Here is a 19,056-nt window from a genome sequence, read left to right on the forward strand (position 1 = left end):
AATGAAGACGATTTCCTCAAAATATACCAAAGAAAAATACGGAACTCCTACTGGGGATAAACTGAGCTGCAAAGGATGGATTCAGGAAGCCGCACTGAGGATGCTGTTGAACAATTTGGATCCAGAAGTAGCGGAAAAGCCTGAGGAGCTTATCGTGTATGGAGGGAGAGGCAAGGCTGCCAGAGACTTTGATGCGTTGGATAAGATCATTCGCGGATTAGAGGTGTTGGAGGAAGATGAAACCTTACTGGTGCAGTCCGGGAAACCTGTGGGTATTGTGCAGACCCATAAAGATGCACCCAGGGTGTTGATCTCAAATTCCCAGCTGGTGCCTAAGTGGGCAAATTGGGAACATTTTGACAAGTTAGAAAAGGCGGGCTTGATGATGTATGGGCAAATGACAGCTGGATCATGGATCTATATCGGGTCGCAAGGGATTGTGCAAGGGACCTTTGAAACCTATGCAGAGCTGGCAAGGCAGTACTATGACGGGGGTTTAAAGGGGCGGTTAAATGTGACTGCCGGACTTGGAGGCATGGGAGGGGCGCAGCCACTGGCCATTACCATGAATCAAGGGGTCTGCCTGGTGGCGGAAGTGGAAAAGTGGCGAATTGAAAAGCGGCTGGAAACACGGTACTTGGACAGGATGATCGAAGATGTAGATGAAGCCATTGATGTTGCCCTGGCTGCCAAAAAAGAAAAGAAAGCGATTTCCATTGGTGTGCCGGTCAATGCGGTGCTGCTGTTGGAGCGGCTGAACAAGCGAGGTGTCGTTCCGGATACGCTGACCGATCAGACTTCTGCGCATGATCCTCTGACGGGGTATTATCCCCATACTTTGACGGTGGAGGAAGCCAATGTGATGCGGAAGGAGAATACCCAAAAGTACATTGATTTTGCCTATGAGTCGATGTACCGGCATGTCTCGCTGATGTTGGAGTTTCAGGAAAAGGGAGTGGTGACGTTTGATTATGGCAATAATTTACGGGCAAGGGCTCATGAGCGTGGGTTGGAAAATGCTTTTGGTTTTCCAGGATTTGTGCCCGCTTTTATCCGTCCTCTTTTTTGTGAAGGGAAAGGCCCTTTTAGGTGGGCGGCCCTATCAGGGGATCCAGAGGACATTCGAAAAACAGATGCGAAAATTCTGGAGCTCTTCCCTGAAAATGAATCGCTTAAAAGGTGGATTACGCTGGCCCAGGAACGGATTGCTTTCCAAGGCTTGCCGGCAAGGATTTGCTGGTTAGGTCAGGGAGAGCGGGAAAAGGCAGGCCTTGCCTTCAATGAGATGGTGAGAAAAGGAGAGCTCAAGGCTCCAGTGGTGATTGGAAGGGATCATCTGGATACTGGATCGGTTGCGTCGCCCAATCGTGAGACCGAGGGGATGAAGGACGGATCAGATGCGGTAGCGGATTGGCCTATCCTGAATGCCTTGATGAATACTGCCGGAGGGGCAAGCTGGGTGTCACTTCATCATGGAGGTGGAGTGGGGATGGGGTATTCCATCCATGCAGGTATGGTGATTGTGGCAGATGGGACAGTTGAAGCAGAAAAACGCTTGGCCAGGGTGCTCAGAAATGATCCCGGATTAGGGGTCATCCGGCATGCGGATGCCGGCTATGAAATTGCCCAAGAAACCGCCCGTCGACATGGTTTGGACTTAAATGACAGGATTTGATGCTGGTAATCAATATAAAAGCGCTTTGTGGTGTGAGAAGCGGATCAAGATTTTTAAAAGGCAAGGAAATGGCCGAGCTTCCTGCCCTTGAAAATGCTTATTTGGAGATAAAAGAAGGGCGGATAACTGGTTTTGGCCCCATGGCCGGCCTTGCCCCTGATAAATTAAGGCGCGAGGATCTGTTGGATGCTACCGGCCAGTATGTGTTGCCCGCCTGGTGTGATTCCCATACGCACTTGGTCTATGCAGGAAGCAGGGAGAATGAATTTGTGGACAAGATCAAAGGCTTGAGTTATGCAGAAATAGCCCAAAAAGGTGGAGGCATCCTCAATTCTGCTGCCCTTTTAAGGGATACTTCAGAAGATGAGCTTTTTAGTCAGGCCTGGGAGAGACTTCAAAAAGTCCGCGAGATGGGGACAGGAGCAATAGAAATTAAGAGTGGATATGGTTTGAGTGTTGACGGGGAATTGAAGATGCTCAGGGTAATCAAACGCCTCAAAGAAAAGTCCACTCTGAGTATAAAAGCGACGTTTTTGGGGGCGCATGCTTTTCCTAATGAGTATAAGGAAAATCATCAGGGATATATTGATCTGATCTGCGATCAAATGCTCCCCAGGGTGGTGGAAGAAAATTTGGCCGAATATGTGGATGTGTTCTTTGAGCAAGGTTTTTTCAATGCCTCAGAAACGAAACAGGTGGTCGATAAGGCGGTAAGTTTGGGGTTAAAGGCAAAATTGCACGCCAATCAACTGAGTAATTCAGGCGGAGTACAGTTTGGAGTGGAACATGGGCTTTGGTCTGTTGATCATTTGGAGAGTATTGGGGACGATGAAATTGAAGCCTTGAAAAACAGTACGGTTATTCCTGCGCTGCTCCCTTCAGCTGCTTTTTTTCTGAGGATGCCTTACCCTCCGGCCCGAAAAATGATTGATGAGGGATTGGGAGTTGTTTTGGCGACCGACTATAATCCCGGTTCTTCCCCCAGCGGAAATGTTCCTTTCCTGATCGCTCTTTCTTGTATACAAATGAAAATGACGCCGGAGGAAGCTATCAATGCGGTGACACTCAATGGGGCATGCGCCTTGGGTTTGGAACAGGAACTGGGGAGTATCGCGGTAGGGAAAAAAGCTAATTTGATTTTTACTAAGCCGATCAGCTCAATTGCCTATTTACCCTATGCTTTTGGGGATAATGTGATTGATAAGGTGATGATAGCGGGAGAGTTTTAGGGGGGGGGCTATGAACTATTTAATACGAATAGAACAAGAAGAAATTAGGTCCAGATTGTCCTTAAGAGCTGGAGAGACTAAGCTGGGAGAAGTGCTCAAAGTGGGCTTTGAGGGGAGTCGATATGTTATTTTGGGTGTTCCAGAAGCCATTGGGGTGAAGGCCAATTGGGGAAGGGGCGGAACAGAGAGTCTGTGGCCCGCTTTTTTGGATGCTTTTGTAAACATTCAAAGCACGGTTGAGTTTGCAGGAGATGAGGTGGCGGTGCTGGGGTATTTTGACTTTTCGCTTTTGGAGCCTGAAAAAGATGCAAGCTTGGATGAATGGAGGCAGGCGGTTTTGGAAATTGACAGGGCAGTATCGGAAGTGGTGAAGGAAATCATAGCCCATGAAAAAACACCTATTATCATCGGAGGAGGACATAATAACTGCTACCCTATTATTAAGGGAGTTGCAGAGGGTTTATATATGTTGGGGAAACTGACCGCTCCACAGTTGAATGTGGTGAACCTGGATGCGCATGCAGATTTTAGGGCCCTTGAAGGCAGGCACAGTGGCAACGGATTTCGGTATGCTTATCAGGAAGGTTTTATCGGGAAGTATGCTGTGGTGGGGTTGAGCAAAAATTACAATTCCCAAAAAATGTTGGAGGAGCTGATGTCCATGGAGGAGGTAAAACTGTGTTTTTGGGAGGAGATCTTTCTTGAGGGCAAAATGACTTTTGGACAAGCTATGGAAGAAACCTTTGATTTTATAAGGGGGGATAGTTTAGGAATTGAACTGGATATGGACGCGATTGAAAAGGTGCTTTCGAGTGCTTTGAGCCCAGTGGGGATCAGCGCTACCCAATCAAGGCAATACGTTCATTTTTTTGGGTCCAAAAAGGAGGTGGCTTATTTGCATTTATGTGAGGGAGCGGTGAAGATGGAAGGAGGGCTTTGTGATGAGACCACTGGTAAGTTGGTGAGTTATTTGGTGAGTGACTTTATCCGGGCAAACCGGGGTTAAATAAGGAAAGACTGCTGGAGGGCAGTCTTTCTAACTATTTGGGTAATACTCTGCTCAATTGTTTAGGTATTTTTCCACAGGGGTGTAGTCCAAGTCGAAGGCATCTGCTACGGCTTTGTAAACCACATCACCTTTAATAACGTTCAGGCCTTTCGCCAATTCACTGTTTTCCTGTGAGGCCTTTTTCCAGCCTTTGTCCGCTAGCTGTATGGCATAGGGAAGTGTAGCGTTGGTAAGGGCAACCGTGGAGGTGTAGGGGACTGCGCCCGGCATATTGGCTACGCAATAGTGCAGAACACCGTCAATCGTAAACGTTGGATTTTCATGTGTGGTGGGTTTGCATGTTTCGATGCATCCTCCCTGGTCAACGGCCACGTCTACCAAAACCGTTCCGGGCTGCATCTCTTTCAGCATATCCCTGGTGATCAGGTGCGGGGCTTTTGCTCCGGGGATCAGAACTGCCCCTATGATCAGGTCGGCAGTTTTGATAAGCTCCCTTATGTTGAACTCATTGGACATCCTGGTTTTGACATTGGCGGGCATGATGTCTGATAAGTGCCTCATTCTAGGAAGAGAAACATCCAAAATCGTTACATCCGCTTTTAGTCCCGCTGCCATCCATGCAGCTTGGGTTCCTACCACCCCACCGCCAAGCACGAGGACTTTGGCAGGTAATGTCCCGGGGACACCTCCCATTAATATGCCTTTTCCTCCTAAGGGTTTTTCGAGGTAATTGGCGCCTTTTTGCGTGGCCATTCTACCGGCTACTTCTGACATTGGGACGAGCAATGGAAGTCCTCCACCATGTTTTTCTACCGTTTCATAGGCCAGGCAGACTGATTCGCTTTTGATCATGGCTTTTGTCAGGGGCTCATGGGAGGCAAAGTGGAAATAAGTAAAAAGAAGCTGGTCTTTTCGGATAAGCTCATATTCCGGTTCTATGGGTTCCTTCACCTTGATGATCATTTCTGCTGCAGCGTAGGTTTCTTCAATAGTGGGGAGGATTTTAGCTCCCGCCTGAACATACGTTTCATCAAGGAATCCGCTCCCTTCTCCTGCAGTGTGTTGGATGTAAACCGTGTGACCACGTTTTACCAATTCCTGAGCACCGGCCGGAGTGAGGGCCACCCTGTTCTCGTTGTTTTTAATCTCTTTAGGTATTCCTATTATCATAATCGGAAATATTTGGACTTGAATTATATCTATGTAAATATATAGATAAGAATCCGATTGATGGCTTTTTGATTAATGAAAATTTTGATATGTATATAGTTTTTTATTAATTTTGAAATAATATTCTGTTTCTACGTATTGTGGTGTAGGGTATTTTGTCTATGCGATTTATTGATGGGTTTTGTTTGGAGGTTTTTTTGGCTAAAATTAGCGAAGGGTTAACGACTTACGGGGAATGTTTAAAAAATCGCAATATTTAACTGGTTTTGTTAAAATCGGAATATAATTTCAATTGAATTGTTATAATTTAATTATTTTAAAATATTTTATGGTTATTAGGTTTGTTGGCATCTGGGGATTATTTGTTAAAATGTCAAAAATCTGTATTTTTGGAATACCTTGAAAAAACCCAAAATTGCTTTTAAATTATAAACATGGAAGAAGTGGAGACGTTGCCTCAAAATACGGTTAAAATAGAAATAAAAAAAGATCAGATTTTACGCGATTACAAGATTGCTCAAAGGAGCCGACAAGCATCCCTGATGGGGAGAAAGGAGGTTTTTATGGGCAAGGCAAAATTTGGGATTTTTGGAGACGGTAAGGAGCTGGCCCAAGTGGTTATGGCCAAGTATTTTAAAAGGGGGGATTTTCGGTCAGGCTATTATCGGGACCAAACCTTTATGCTGGCCATTGATGAACTGGAAGTGAGGGCTTATTTCGCCCAGTTATATGCTCATGTGGATGTTGATGAAGAGCCCGCTTCGGGAGGGAGATTGATGAACGGGCATTTTGCTACACGTTCACTTCATGATGATGGGAGCTGGAAGGATCTGAGGAAAATGAAAAACTCTGCCGGTGATATTTCTTCCACAGCAGCCCAAGTTCCAAAACTGGTAGGACTGGGGTATGCCACAAAGCTTTTTAGGGAAAATAAAGCCCTTCAGGAAATGGAGGAGTTTAAAGGACTAGGAAAGGAAATAGCCTGGGGTACCATTGGAAATGCCTCTACAGCGCAAGGGATGTTTTATGAAACCATCAATGCTGCCGGTGTACTTCAGATTCCTATGATCATGTCCGTTTGGGATGATGAATATGGTATTTCAGTACCGAACAAATACCAAACGACCAAAGAGAGTATTTCCGAGGCCTTGGCAGGCTTTCAGCGGGAAGAGGGCAAGCCAGGGTTTGAAATTATTCTAGTCAATGGCTGGGATTACGAAGCGCTGCACAATGCCTACAAAAAGGCTGAGCGGCTCGCTAGGGAAGAATCTGTACCTTCCCTGATTCATGTTACAGAAATGACCCAACCACAGGGACATTCTACTTCTGGGTCCCATGAGCGCTACAAGTCCAAAGAGCGGCTTGAGTGGGAGGCGCAGCATGACTGCATTCTGAAATTTCGGTCATATATCCTTGAAAATGAAATTGCCACGGAAGAGGAGCTGGCTGAAATTGACCAAGAGGCTGTAAAATATGTTAGGGAGGAGAAGGAAAAGGCCTGGAAGTCTTTTTCCGGAGCCATCAAAGAAGAGCTTAATGAGGCTGTAGCCATAATAAAGGAGGCTGCTCCAAAAAGTGCAAAGAGCGCTGTTTTGAGCCAAATCGCTGAGGAATTGTCCAAAACACTGAATCCTATCCGTAAGGATGTGATGGGGACAGTGAGGAGGGCCTTGTTTCTGATGAGGTTTGATGCGGAGGAAGTAAGGGCAGATTTGAAGGAATGGTACAAACAGCATCAGGAATTAAATAAGGACCGGTATAACAGTCATTTATATAGTGAATCAGACGAAAGTAGCTTGAAGGTAAAGGAGGTTCCTGTAGAATATGATGAAAAATCGGCCGTTGTAGATGGTCGGGAAGTTTTGCAGGCATGCTTTGACAGGATGATGAGCAGAGATCCCCGGGTGTTTGCCATTGGTGAGGATGTGGGCAAAATTGGCGACGTTAATCAGGCTTTTGCGGGACTTCAGGCAAAACATGGAGAACATAGGGTTACCGACACTGGCATTAGAGAAACGACCATTATTGGTCAAGGTATAGGAGCAGCTTTGAGGGGGCTACGTCCCATCACTGAAATCCAATACCTGGATTATTTCTACTATGCATTGATGACCTTGACCGATGACCTGGCTTGCTTACATTATCGGACCAAAGGAGGCCAAAAAGCTCCTTTGATCGTGAGGACCCGTGGACACAGACTCGAAGGAGTGTGGCATTCAGGATCCCCAATGTCTGCTATTTTGGGTAGTTTGAGAGGGATGCTAGTGTGTGTGCCACGGAATATGACCCAGGCGGCGGGAATGTACAATACCCTGCTCAAAAGTGATGAGCCGGCATTGATGATAGAATGTCTTAATGGCTATAGACTAAAGGAAAGAATGCCTTCCAATGTGGGGGAATTTACTGTTCCTCTTGGAAAGCCAGAAGTACTTAGAGAAGGGACAGATATTAGCGTGGTCACTTATGGGGCCATGTGCAAAATAGTGATGGAAGCGGCGGAGCATTTGGATGAATACGGTGTTTCTATTGAAGTGATAGATGTGCAGACATTACTTCCTTTTGATGTGCACCATGTCATTGCTGATTCGATAAAGAAAACCAACAGGGTGCTGTTTACCGATGAAGATGTACCTGGAGGCGGGACTGCCTTTATGATGCAGCAGGTTTTGGAGGAACAGGGAGCTTACTATTATTTGGATTCCGAACCGGTAACTTTGCCAGCAAAAGCACATCGTCCAGCCTATTCATCGGATGGTGATTATTTTTCCAAGCCGAGTGTGGATGATGTGATCGAAAAGGCCTATCGGATCATGCATGAAGTGGATCCTGTATCTTATCCGATGTGGTAAGTATAAAAGAGACGGTGAAAGTGAAATAAAAACAGCTTCCTGGAAAGGAAGCTGTTTTTATTTCATGATTTGGTTTAAGGTGAATTCAGGCGTGGAGACGACATTGCTCTTGTTAAGGTCACGGTCTTGGACCTGTATGTCCAGTCTGATGGTGTCATTTCTGAAAATGGATCTCCATCCTAAGGACTGCATGGAGTACTTGATGGTGCCTTCCACAGAACGGGGGTTGTTTCCAGAAAGGATAACAGGGAACCTTCCGTTAAAAGTAGTATAATAAGGAGGGTCGGACCATTTGAATTCATTGAATACGCCATTCCTTTTGATGAAAAACTGCACGAAAATATTGTTGAAATTCGGGTTTTGTTCCACCCAAATGGTGTCTTTTACCTCAATGTTGTCCACTAAAGGATTGATCACCCAGTCAATGGGGTTGTACACAGGAGCTTCTGGTGGGCGGCTGCTATAGGTGATGAGCTCTCCCTGGTTGTCTCTTAAATATTCCAAAGGATGGAAGGGGGGATTGATGTCCCGGGCATCTAAACCAAGGTCTCCCTCGGCGTCTTTGAATTTGATGGAGACGATCAGGGAATCAGTGGCGCTTTCTACTTCGATATAGGAGACATTGGAAAAGCTGATTTCAGGTACTGTAGGGAAATTGTCGGGAGGAGATACACATGCTCCCATTAAAAAAAACAAAATCAATGCATATGTAATGCCGAATGCTTTCATATTATTGTAATATTCTGATAAAATACTCCTAATTCTAAATTTGCCTAAATTTGTCCACTATTGATAATAAAACGATGAAATATTTCAAAAGTTTTTCAGCCAAAGTGGAAAACATGTCTGCCGTTCAATTTGATGAAATGGCCTTGGATTTATTCCGCTTTCAGGCAAAAGAAAACAAGCTTTATCAAGCTTATCTAAAAGCCAGGAAGGTGGAGCCAGATAGTGTAAAGAGAGTGAAGGACATCCCCTTCTTGCCCATTGGTTTTTTTAAGTCCCATCCAGTGGTCTGCGGTGAGGAGAGTGGCTTTAGCGGTTTTTTTTCCAGCAGCGGTACCACAGGACAGATTACCAGTAAGCATTATATATGGTCTGAGCGTTTTTATCTCGATCATGCCACGGAAATTTTTAATCAATTCTACGGGGAGCTTGGTGATTTTCATGTCTTGGCATTGCTTCCGGCGTATCTGGAAAGGAAAGGGAGCTCACTGGTGTCCATGGCAGATCATTTTATCAGACTTTCCGGTTCCGAGCATTCCGGGTTCTATTTATATAATTATCAGGAACTATTAAATAAGCTTCAGGAACTCAAGTCTTCAAACGATGGAAAAAAAGTATTGCTGCTGGGGGTGACTTTTGCCCTGTTGGATCTTGCAGAGCAATTTTCGGCTGATTTTCCGGAAATGGACAATTTGGTGGTGATGGAAACCGGTGGGATGAAGGGGCGAAGAAAAGAAATGATACGTGAAGAACTCCATGAAGGCTTAAAGAAAGCCTTCAAAGTTGAAAATATCCATTCAGAATACGGAATGACCGAATTGATGTCGCAGGCTTATTCAAAAGGAGGGGGAGGTTATGTGTTGCCTGCTTCTATGCGGGTGTATTTAAGGGATGTAAACGACCCCTTGTCATGGAGTGAACGGAACCAGGGAGGAGTGAATATCATTGATCTGGCCAATTTTCATTCCTGTGCTTTTATAGAGACCCAGGATTTGGGACGTTATAATAAAAAAGGGGAACTGGAAATTTTAGGTCGCTTTGACAACAGTGAAATCAGGGGGTGCAATTTAATGGTCAATTAATTTTGTATTCGCTTTATAAATAAACATATTTGGTTAATTCAAAAAATAAAAATTATGAGAAAACTAGCAGCTGTTATTTTAGCCATCAGTATACTGGCATTAGGAGCATGTGCTTCCAGTAAGCCTTGTCCCGCCTATGTCAAGGCATTGGATAATAAAGAAGTGAAGGGATAAAAAAATACGCTGGTTTAATAATCAGCGTATTTTTTTATGTCCTCCAAGGTGATGGTTTGATTGCATAAAATCACCAACCTTTCGACAACATTTCTTAATTCCCTAATATTGCCCGTCCAGGGGAACTCCTGTAATTGTTTGAGGGCCTTATCTTCAATTTTCTTTTTTGACGATCCGTATTCATTGGCAATGTCTTCCAGAAAACGGTCCACCAATAAGGGGATATCGTCTTTTCTTTCTTTCAGTGGCGGAACCTGTATTAAAATCACACTCAGTCGGTGGTAAAGGTCTTCCCTGAAGTTGTTTTCCTCAATTTCCTTTTTTAGATCTTTGTTGGTTGCCGCCAGGACGCGGACATCCACCTTGATGTCTTTATCTCCACCTACGCGCGTTATTTTATGTTCCTGCAATGCGCGGAGCACCTTTGCCTGTGCCGAAAGGCTCATATCGCCAATTTCATCCAGGAAAATGGTGCCGCCGTTGGCTTGTTCGAATTTTCCCTGACGTTGTTTGTTGGCAGAGGTGAAGGCGCCTTTCTCATGTCCGAACAATTCACTTTCGATCAGCTCGGAAGGGATGGCAGCGCAGTTGACTGCAATGAATGGGGCCTGTGCCCGGTTGCTTTTTTGGTGAAGCCAATGGGCGACAAGTTCTTTTCCGGTGCCGTTAGGACCGGTAATGAGTACTCTGGCATCAGTGGGGGCTACCTTTTCTATGGTGTCCTTGACCTGGGCAATGGCTTCAGATTCACCGACCATGTCCAGCTTTTTGGAGAGTTTTTTCTTTAGTACTTTGGTTTCTGTTACCAGGTCTTTTTTCTCCAAAGCATTTCTGACTGTTAATAATAGTCTATTTAAATCAGGTGGCTTAGGAATGAAATCAAATGCCCCCTTTTTGGTAGCTTCCACGGCTGATTCGATGGAGCCATGTGCTGAAATCATGATGAACTGGGGCTGCCTGTCCATTTGGCAAACTTTGTCCAGAACTTCCAGGCCGTCCATTTTTGGCATCTTGATGTCGCACAAAACCAAATCGAAGTCCTGTTTTTCAATCATCTTCAGGCCTTCCACTCCGTCCTGGGCTTCGGCGATGTCATAATTTTCATATTCTAGGATCTCTTTTAGCGTGGATCTGATGACCTTTTCGTCATCAATAATCAAGATTTTTGGCATATGATCATTTGATTTTTTCATGTAAAAAAAAGAGTGCAAGCCTATAAGCCGGGTTCTGTCTCCTCCTGATAACAATCAAGATGGATACTTGTCATTTATCTGGTCCTGACTTCACAGTCAGGATCTATCGATCTACCCACCCCGGTTTCCCGCGTCCTTGCGGACTGACGGGATTGAACGAGCAGCTCTTGGACCGGGGCCTATTTGATCTTTCAACCCATAAGGTTTACCCTGCGATATTGGTCGCCCAACACCCGGTAGGCTCTTACCCTACCTTTTCACCCTTACCCCGATCCCGAATTCGGGACTGGGGCGGTTTGTTTTCTGTGGCACTGTCTGTAATCCCGCCGTTACCAGCGGAACCCCTTCCCGTTAGGAAGTATGGCGCTCTATGTTGCCCGGACTTTCCTCCCCAGTTTGTTTCAGAGAAACACTGTGGCGACAAGTTGGCTTGCACCTTGCAAAATAAGTTATTTCCATTGATTTTTTATGAACTAAATTGAGTTATTGTTGCCCGTTTGAGGGGAAAGCTTGCTTATTTATAATGAAGAACGTATTTGTTTTCCTAACTTTGTAAAGATAAAGAGAGTGTTATGATATTAGTAGGAAATGCGGTGCTCAGTGATGACATAAAAGAGCACTTCTTTGTATGTAATTTGGAAAAGTGTAAAGGGGCATGCTGTGTGGAAGGGGATGCGGGGGCACCTCTGGAAGATGAGGAAACCGAGATATTGGAAAATATCTACCCAAAGGTAAAGAAGTACATTACTGCTGAAGGAAGGAAGGTGATTGAAGAGCAGGGGACTTGGGTTTATGATATGGATGGGGACAAAGGAACCCCTACCATTGGGGAAAATAAAGAGTGTGCTTATGCGATAACGGACGAGCGTGGGATACTCAAGTGTGGTATTGAAGAGGCCCATATACATGGGGATATAGATTATAAAAAGCCTCTCAGCTGCCACCTTTACCCTGTAAGGGTAACTAAATATGAGGAGTATGACGCCTTGAATTATGACCGATGGGATATCTGCAGTGCTGCTTGTTCCCTAGGGAAATCACTGAATGTGCCTATCTATAAATTTGTAAAAGATGCGCTGATCAGAAAGTATGGGGAAGCATGGTATGAGGAATTGGTGCGAGAGATCGAAGGGGAGTAGTTGGTGCTGCTTACAACCTTATATCTAGGGCAAGGCCTTCCTTTGTGTAGATGGGGTAATTAGTCCTTGATAACGGGAACAAGTCGTGCCTTTATACCCTAAGGGAGATGCGCACTTTAATGTCAGATTGTCGACGACCTGCTTTGTTCAGTAAAGCAGGTCGTCTTTATGTTTGGCCAAAGCGGGATGTTCGGTGCTGATAATCCTCCTGATACCTTCCAAATAGTCTGTTGGCTTGAAGAAAAACAGCTTTTCAAATTTAGTGCTGTCAAAGACGTAAGGGCGTTCGTACTGATAAAGCATTTCGTTCAGCTCTTTCATAAAAGGAATAAATATTTCAGAAAGGTTGAACACCCATTTGGGAATGATCTGATAATGTGGACTGACTCCCATTTCCTTTGCAATCATATGAATCCATTCTTTTCCTGATGGGGGATTCGGAGCTGTGGGAAGGTGCCATACTTGGTTAGAAGCGTCCGGTGTGTTGCCCAATAAGGCAGTGGCTTTGGCTGCATCTTGGGTAAAGGTAAATGAATGGGGGCTGTGGGAGTTTCCAAACCATTTGGCTCTTTTTGATTTGGACAAAGGCTTGAATACCATTTCAGTTAGGATACTTTTTAAAGGGGTGTTTGGCCCATAGAAATCAGCGGATCGGGCGATTAAGGCCTCCAGCTCACCCTTTGCTACAGCCTCAAGGAGCATGTCCTGGGTTTTAGCCCTGATGAGTCCTTTTTTACTGACCGGTCTTATAGGGGTCAGCTCCGTCATCTGTCCGATGAAATTGGGATCATACATATAGACATTGTCGAAGAAGACCAGCTTTACCTGGTTTTCCGAACAGGCTCTTAATACATTGTCCATGACTTTTGGCCAAAATACCTGCCATAGTTTGGTTTTATAAGGGAATCCGACGGTGAGGTAGGCGGTTTTTGTGTCCTTCAGGGCCCTTTGTACTTCTTTAAACTCTAAAAGGTTGGCAGGAAATAGCTCATCATTAGCATTGACGGACTTGGGAGATCTACTGACCAAACGGACCTTATTGGTATATGTCCTCAATTCCTTGGCCAGCAATGTGCCAATAATTCCTCCGGATCCAAGTATGGTTTGCATAGACGGTGAGGTTTTGATGTGGACTTTACTCAATATACCCAAAAAATCGAAGTATGATCCAATGTGCTGTTGAAAATATTTTTCCGATTTATATTTTGTTAAATCACGGAAAATCGAGATAAACGCATGTTTGTTTACGTCTTTATTGGTTTTGCATACAAAATAATTGGTTTTGTATTTTTATATTTTAAATATAGATTTTTGTTGTTTAAAATACTTTTTTTGTATTTGAAAAAGTGGTATATTTATTTACAATAAACTTATATTCGTTTACGATAAACTAAAATAAATTATGGGGAATTTTTTTTCAGCTAGTTACCCAAGCAAGGTTTTGGGCTTAGCGTTGGTAGCGTTGTTTACAGTGCTTGCCGCCTGTAAAGAAGTGGACCCTGAAGATCCAATATGTTATGATATGAAGACAGCTTGGGCCAAAGGGGGACGGTACAATCTTGAAGGAGAAAGAGTAAATTATGTGGAAATTCCTGCTTACGATGAAAATGCGGAGGTAGGAAAAGAAATAATGTGGGTTTATTTGAGATTGGAGAATAGTGGTGAGTTCATTGGAGCAGCTAAAGTTCGGGAACTTTTGATAAGTGAGGTTCCGGATGGAGCAAGTCCTGGCCAATTTGTCAGGCTTCAGGTGAGGATTGACGTTCCCGATTGGGAGTTTACTCCAGATATCGCCAATATCAAAGTGGGAGGGTACAATGAGGTGCCCACGGAGAAAATTTCTCCGGAACTTTTAAATACCCACAAAGGGACAGCAACGCAGCCGACGGGAGAGGAATGGGTGTATTATGAAGTAGTGCTGCCCCGCTTTTCTTATTATTCAATAGTTGTTGAGGCTCGAAAACAGGTGGTATGTGTGGATTAGAAAAAACAGGCATGCTTCAAGAAAGTGATTCCCTTTGAGGGAAGAAAAAGCATCCGTTTTTGTGAGCCCAATGAAAAAGGCCATTCCAATTTGGAATGGCCTTTTGTTGTACCTTACTTTTATCCTTTAATGACCGAAAAGTCAAAGGATTCCAAGAACTTGGTAGTGAAGTTTCCTGCTTTAAACTCTTCGTCTTCCAATAGCGCTAAATGGAAAGGAATGGTAGTTTTTATTCCGTCGATAACAAACTCCTCAAGAGCCCTCTTCATTCTGACAATGACTTCCTCTCTTGATTGTCCACTGACAATTAGTTTAGCAATCATTGAATCATAGTTTGGCGGGATGACATAGCCTGCATACACATGGCTGTCTACCCTTACCCCACGGCCTCCCGGGAGGTGGAGGTTATTGATCTTTCCAGGACTAGGTCTGAAGCCATTGGCAGCATCTTCGGCATTGATTCGGCATTCCATGGCATAAAGTTTCGGGTAATAGTTTTGACCTGAAATTGGAATTCCTGCAGCCACCTTGATCTGTTCCTTGATGAGGTCAAAATCGGTAACCTCTTCAGTAATGGGGTGCTCTACCTGTATTCTGGTGTTCATTTCCATGAAGTAGAATTTTCGGTGCTTGTCCACTAAAAATTCTATGGTTCCTGCTCCTTCGTAACCTATGGCCTCAGCCCCCTTGATGGCTGCTTTACCCATGGCTTCCCTTAGCTCATCTGTGATGAAAGGGGAAGGGGTTTCTTCTACCAGCTTTTGGTGTCTTCTTTGGATGGAACAGTCTCTTTCGGACAAATGACAGGCTTTGCCTGTACTGTCGCCCACTACCTGGATTTCTATGTGTCTCGGTTCCTCGACAAATTTCTCAAGATACAGTCCGTCATTACCGAATGCTGCTCCTGATTCCTGTCTTGCGTCATCCCATGCTTTTTTGAATTCGCTTTCTTGACGTACGATCCGCATACCTCTGCCTCCGCCACCGGCGGTTGCTTTTAGAATAACAGGATAGCCCATTTCCTGGGCGATTTTAACACCCTGCTCCATGGATTCCAATAGTCCCTCAGAGCCTGGGATAGTGGGGACGCCTGCTTCTTTCATGGTGGCTTTGGCCGTGGCCTTATCCCCCATTTTTTCAATCATCTCAGCACTGGCGCCGATGAATTTGATGTTGTATTCTTCACAGATCTTAGAAAACTCTGCGTTTTCAGAAAGGAATCCATAACCTGGGTGAATGGCATCTGCATTGGTGATTTCTGCCGCAGCAATGATTCTAGGGATGTTCAGGTAAGACTCCCGGCTAGGGGCAGCACCGATGCATACTGCTTCGTCAGCAAATCGTACATGAAGGCTGTCCTTGTCCGCCGTAGAGTACACCGCCACTGTTTTTATACCCATCTCTTTGCAGGAACGGATTACCCTTAGTGCAATTTCTCCCCTGTTGGCAATAAGTATTTTGTTAAACACGATTGATTTCTGATTGGTGTAAAAAAAGATTTATCCAGCTGGATCAACTAGGAAAAGAGGTTGGTCGTACTCTACCGGTGTGGAGTCTTCTACCAGCACTTTAACTATTTTTCCAGAAATTTCAGATTCAATTTCGTTGAAAAGTTTCATGGCCTCAATTATACAAACTGTTTGGCCAGTTTTAACAGTGTCGCCTACGTTCACGAATACATCCGATTCAGGGTTCGGTGAAGCATAGAACGTTCCTATCATTGGAGATTTTATCTCCACATAATTGGAAGTGTCGGCCGCTGGGGCGGCAGGTTTTTCTGCAGCTGGAGCAGGGGTGGCCGCTTGTGCAGCCGGTGCAGGGTTAGTAGCCACTGGCGCATGGTCAACGGCTTTTACGGCCTGTACTTCTGCATTTTTTTTGATTGAAAGTTTAAATTCATCTGTTTCAATCTTCACCTCGGCTAATCCCGAGTTTGAAATAAAATCTATTAGTTCTTGGATTTCTTTCGCTTTCATAATTTTATTTTTTTAAAAAACCCTTCCGAAGTAAAGGGCCCTTTTTTGGGATTATAAAAACAGTACGCATCGAAATTTAGAAAAATCCCTTTGCCTACGCAATTATTTTACTCTTTCTGAATAAGACCCGTCTCGGGTGTCCACTTTGATTACGGTATCCTGGTCCACAAATAGAGGAACCATTACTGTAGCACCGGTTTCCAAAGTGGCCGGTTTAAGGGCGTTTGTAGCTGTATCTCCTTTTAGGCCTGGCTCCGTATAAGTGATCAGCAGCTCCACAAATGGAGGAAGCTCCACGCCAAGTGGAGTGTCCGTTTCGTCATGGATCAAAATGTCTACCAGCTGGCCTTCCTTCATAAGGTCGGCTCTTTCGATCAGTTTTTCTTCTATAGGAAGCTGTTCGAAAGTAGTAGTGTCCATGAAATGGAAGCCCATGTCGTCTGCGTACAAAAACTGGTGCTGCCTTCTTTCTACTCTTGCAGTAGTGACTTTTTCTCCGGCGTTAAATGTCTTGTCCAGTACTTTTCCGGTAGTTAGGCTTTTGAGTTTTGTTCTGACGAAAGCAGCTCCTTTGCCGGGTTTTACGTGCTGGAATTCCACAATGCTGTAGATGTCATGATTGAATTCCAAGCATAAACCATTTTTGAAATCTGCAGTACTTGCCATTATGATTTTTTTAGTGATTGTTTAAATTATTTCGGGTCGTATCCCCATTTAAGGTAGACTGACCCCCAAGTAAAGCCTCCGCCAAAAGCAGCAAGGATAAGGTTGTCTCCTTTTTTGAGTTGTGATTCATAGTCCCAAAGGCATAGAGGGATCGTGCCGGCGGTGGTGTTGCCGTATTTCTCGATATTCATCATTACCTTTTCCTTGCCTACTCCAGCTCTATTGGCAGTGGCATCGATGATCCTTTTATTGGCCTGGTGCGGTACCAGCCAAGCAATGTCTTCTCCTTTGAGCTTGTTCTTTTCCATGATCTGTGCACTCACCTCGGCCATATTGGTGACGGCGAATTTAAACACAGTAGAGCCTTCTTGGTAGGCATAATGTTGTCTGGCCTTTACTGATTCCTCGCTTGCAGGGATAAGGCTTCCGCCCGCTTTAATGTGTAGGTAGGGGGCTCCGGAACCGTCAGTGCGGTGGATGGAGTCCATTACACCAAGTTCTTCTGTAGTTGGTTCGAGGAGAACCGCTCCGCCTCCGTCTCCGAAAATGATGCACGTGGTCCGGTCTTCATAATTGACGATAGAGGACATTTTATCCGCGCCGATGACGATTACTTTTTTGTGCATGCCGGTTTCTATAAACTGGCTACCCATGGTAAGGGCATAGATAAAGCCTGAACAGGCTGCAGAAATATCAAAACTGTAACTGTTGGTAGCGCCTACTTTATCTGCAATGATGTTGGCGCAGGAAGGGAAAGGCATGTCAGGTGTTACAGTGGCACAAATGATCAGGTCGATGTCTTTGGGGTCGGTATTGGTTTTTTCCAGTAGGCCTTTTACAGCGTTGGCTCCAATTACCGATGTGCCTTGGTTTTCTCCTTTCAGTATTCTTCTTTCTTTTATACCGGTTCTGGTAGTGATCCATTCGTCACTGGTTTCTACCATGGTTTCCAGCTCTTTATTGGTTAGGATGTAGTCAGGGACCCATCCGTGCACCCCGGTTATAACAGCTCTAGTTTTTTCCATTTAATTTGTGTTTTGGCCAAACGAACACTTGCAGGTAGAGGAGGGCAGGTGACGTTTACTCCTTGGTGTACCATTTTGCTGCTGCGCTTATTCTCCTAAGTTCGCGCGCTTCCAGCAAAATAAATTAGGCTTCCAAAATTATTTAAAATGTGCTTTACCACCAAGTATTTTAACAAGTAGAATCCTAAATGTCACTTTTTTATGGGCGAAATAATTGGGATCGTCTAATACTCATAAAAAAAATCCATTTGGGTACTTCCAAATGGATTTAAGCTTTTGAAATGAGCGGTTGACGCCATTTACTCTTTAGTGATCTTTCTTGCTTATGCAAGAACCTCTTTTTCAATGATTACCTGTCCTTTGTAGTAAAGTTTACCGTCTAGCCAGTAAGCTCTGTGAGGAAGGTGAAACTCGCCTGTAGTAGGACATTGTGCCAAACCAGGAGCGTTCAACTTATAATGCGTTCTTCTCTTGTTTCTTCTGGTTTTTGAAATTTTTCGTTTAGGATGTGCCATCTCTATACAATTTTTAGATTAATCTTTTTTCTTTATATTTTTTAAAGCTTCCCATCTGGGATCTACAGGGTCTTCGTTTTCAGGTTGATCAGGAGAAGTGTTCTCTTCATCATCCGAGTCGTCAGACCAATATACCAATTCGCCTTCACTGTCAAAGTCATCCTCGTTTTCGTCGTCCCGGTAATCGGGATGGATTCTTTTGGCCGGCAAGGCAAGAATGATAAACTCATATATCAATTGGGCAACATTGATGGTGGGGGTGTCTCTGGTGATCATGAAGATGTCTTCGTTGATCTCTTTTTCCTCCGGTCCATACTTATAAATGGTTTTTTGCTCGGTCTCCAGAAGATGGTCAAAGTTTTCCAAACTCCTGTCACAGACAAGCTGCACTGTTCCATTTATATCAAATATTGCCTCCAGCAGGTTAGCTTCTTTGCGAAGCAATACCCTTGCTGTCAATTTACCTTTTTCAACAAGGTCATTGTGTTTAAAATGACTAAAGAATTCATCGTTAATATCGAAGGTGAACTCATGTTCTCCTTCGTTTAATTTGATGATTTCAATGTCAAAAGCTCTCCAGAATTTCACTATTCCTCCTGCTAATTTAAGACCGCAAATTTAGTGAACTATTTTGGTAATATAAA

The 19,056-nt window shown here is 44.3% G+C and carries 17 protein-coding genes and 1 other RNA gene; 7 read left to right on the forward strand and 11 right to left on the reverse strand.

Going from position 1 to position 19,056, the window contains the following annotated elements; all coding sequences use genetic code 11:
• Position 1: 1 nt before the first annotated feature.
• Genes hutU through ACYVAA_RS07175 form a run of 3 tightly spaced genes read left to right on the forward strand, consistent with a single transcriptional unit; the run spans position 2 to position 3,910 of the window.
• A complete protein-coding gene (gene hutU, locus ACYVAA_RS07165) occupies positions 2 to 1,675 on the forward strand; it encodes a urocanate hydratase (protein ID WP_460539966.1) in 1,674 nt (557 codons plus the stop codon).
• A complete protein-coding gene (gene hutI / locus ACYVAA_RS07170) occupies positions 1,675 to 2,904 on the forward strand; it encodes an amidohydrolase family protein (RefSeq protein WP_460539968.1) in 1,230 nt (409 codons plus the stop codon). Before hutU ends, hutI begins: the two co-directional genes overlap by 1 nt.
• Before the next feature lie 10 nt (positions 2,905 to 2,914).
• Positions 2,915 to 3,910 (forward strand): formimidoylglutamase, encoded by a 996-nt coding sequence (locus ACYVAA_RS07175; RefSeq protein ID WP_460539970.1) that lies wholly within the window; start codon positions 2,915 to 2,917, stop codon positions 3,908 to 3,910.
• A gap of 54 nt (positions 3,911 to 3,964) precedes the next feature.
• Here the strand turns inward: ACYVAA_RS07175 and ald are convergent, their stop codons facing one another.
• Positions 3,965 to 5,083 carry an alanine dehydrogenase gene (gene ald / locus ACYVAA_RS07180; protein ID WP_460539972.1) on the reverse strand — a complete coding sequence of 373 codons (1,119 nt, stop codon included), beginning with the start codon at positions 5,081 to 5,083 and terminating at the stop codon, positions 3,965 to 3,967.
• 434 nt (positions 5,084 to 5,517) lie between these two features.
• Here ald and ACYVAA_RS07185 point away from each other — a divergent pair, with 434 nt between their 5' ends.
• Positions 5,518 to 7,932 carry an alpha-ketoacid dehydrogenase subunit alpha/beta gene (locus tag ACYVAA_RS07185; protein WP_460539974.1) on the forward strand — a complete coding sequence of 805 codons (2,415 nt, stop codon included), beginning with the start codon at positions 5,518 to 5,520 and terminating at the stop codon, positions 7,930 to 7,932.
• Positions 7,933 to 7,989: 57 nt separating this feature from the next.
• Here the strand turns inward: ACYVAA_RS07185 and ACYVAA_RS07190 are convergent, their stop codons facing one another.
• The gene (locus tag ACYVAA_RS07190) at positions 7,990 to 8,661 is read right to left on the reverse strand and encodes a hypothetical protein (protein WP_460539976.1); all 672 of its coding nucleotides are present in this window, start codon (positions 8,659 to 8,661) and stop codon (positions 7,990 to 7,992) included.
• Positions 8,662 to 8,735: 74 nt separating this feature from the next.
• Between ACYVAA_RS07190 and ACYVAA_RS07195 the strand changes: the two genes are divergently transcribed.
• Positions 8,736 to 9,740, forward strand: a complete 1,005-nt coding sequence (locus tag ACYVAA_RS07195; RefSeq protein WP_460539978.1) for a LuxE/PaaK family acyltransferase — start codon at positions 8,736 to 8,738, stop codon at positions 9,738 to 9,740.
• A 188-nt stretch (positions 9,741 to 9,928) separates the two neighbouring features.
• Here the strand turns inward: ACYVAA_RS07195 and ACYVAA_RS07200 are convergent, their stop codons facing one another.
• Positions 9,929 to 11,086, reverse strand: a complete 1,158-nt coding sequence (locus tag ACYVAA_RS07200) for a sigma-54-dependent transcriptional regulator (RefSeq protein ID WP_460539980.1) — start codon at positions 11,084 to 11,086, stop codon at positions 9,929 to 9,931.
• 28 nt (positions 11,087 to 11,114) lie between these two features.
• An RNA gene (rnpB, locus tag ACYVAA_RS07205) (RNase P RNA component class A) lies at positions 11,115 to 11,544 on the reverse strand.
• 135 nt (positions 11,545 to 11,679) lie between these two features.
• Here rnpB and ACYVAA_RS07210 point away from each other — a divergent pair.
• Entirely contained in the window at positions 11,680 to 12,246 is a 567-nt protein-coding gene (locus tag ACYVAA_RS07210) for a DUF3109 family protein (protein WP_460539982.1), read from the forward strand.
• Between the two features lie 147 nt (positions 12,247 to 12,393).
• Here the strand turns inward: ACYVAA_RS07210 and ACYVAA_RS07215 are convergent, their stop codons facing one another.
• Complete coding sequence (locus tag ACYVAA_RS07215) at positions 12,394 to 13,356, reverse strand: Rossmann-fold NAD(P)-binding domain-containing protein (RefSeq protein WP_460539984.1); 963 nt, start codon at positions 13,354 to 13,356, stop codon at positions 12,394 to 12,396.
• A 292-nt stretch (positions 13,357 to 13,648) separates the two neighbouring features.
• Between ACYVAA_RS07215 and ACYVAA_RS07220 the strand changes: the two genes are divergently transcribed.
• On the forward strand, positions 13,649 to 14,230 hold the full coding sequence (locus ACYVAA_RS07220) for a hypothetical protein (RefSeq protein WP_460539986.1): 582 nt from the start codon (positions 13,649 to 13,651) through the stop codon (positions 14,228 to 14,230).
• Between the two features lie 119 nt (positions 14,231 to 14,349).
• Here ACYVAA_RS07220 and accC read toward each other — a convergent pair whose 3' ends face one another.
• The 6 genes from accC to ACYVAA_RS07250 all read right to left on the reverse strand — a co-directional run bounded on the left by accC (position 14,350) and on the right by ACYVAA_RS07250 (position 19,000).
• A complete protein-coding gene (gene accC / locus ACYVAA_RS07225) occupies positions 14,350 to 15,699 on the reverse strand; it encodes an acetyl-CoA carboxylase biotin carboxylase subunit (RefSeq protein WP_460539988.1) in 1,350 nt (449 codons plus the stop codon).
• A gap of 30 nt (positions 15,700 to 15,729) precedes the next feature.
• The gene (gene accB / locus ACYVAA_RS07230) at positions 15,730 to 16,206 is read right to left on the reverse strand and encodes an acetyl-CoA carboxylase biotin carboxyl carrier protein (protein ID WP_460539990.1); all 477 of its coding nucleotides are present in this window, start codon (positions 16,204 to 16,206) and stop codon (positions 15,730 to 15,732) included.
• Positions 16,207 to 16,308: 102 nt separating this feature from the next.
• Positions 16,309 to 16,872: an elongation factor P gene (gene efp / locus ACYVAA_RS07235; RefSeq protein WP_460539993.1), complete on the reverse strand. Its 564-nt coding sequence runs from the start codon at positions 16,870 to 16,872 to the stop codon at positions 16,309 to 16,311.
• Between the two features lie 26 nt (positions 16,873 to 16,898).
• Positions 16,899 to 17,897: a beta-ketoacyl-ACP synthase III gene (locus ACYVAA_RS07240; protein WP_460539995.1), complete on the reverse strand. Its 999-nt coding sequence runs from the start codon at positions 17,895 to 17,897 to the stop codon at positions 16,899 to 16,901.
• Positions 17,898 to 18,220: 323 nt separating this feature from the next.
• The gene (gene rpmF / locus ACYVAA_RS07245) at positions 18,221 to 18,412 is read right to left on the reverse strand and encodes a large ribosomal subunit protein bL32 (RefSeq protein ID WP_460539997.1); all 192 of its coding nucleotides are present in this window, start codon (positions 18,410 to 18,412) and stop codon (positions 18,221 to 18,223) included.
• A gap of 18 nt (positions 18,413 to 18,430) precedes the next feature.
• Positions 18,431 to 19,000: a YceD family protein gene (locus tag ACYVAA_RS07250; RefSeq protein ID WP_460539999.1), complete on the reverse strand. Its 570-nt coding sequence runs from the start codon at positions 18,998 to 19,000 to the stop codon at positions 18,431 to 18,433.
• Positions 19,001 to 19,056 lie beyond the last annotated feature (56 nt).

It is taken from the genome of Echinicola sediminis (assembly GCF_054777495.1).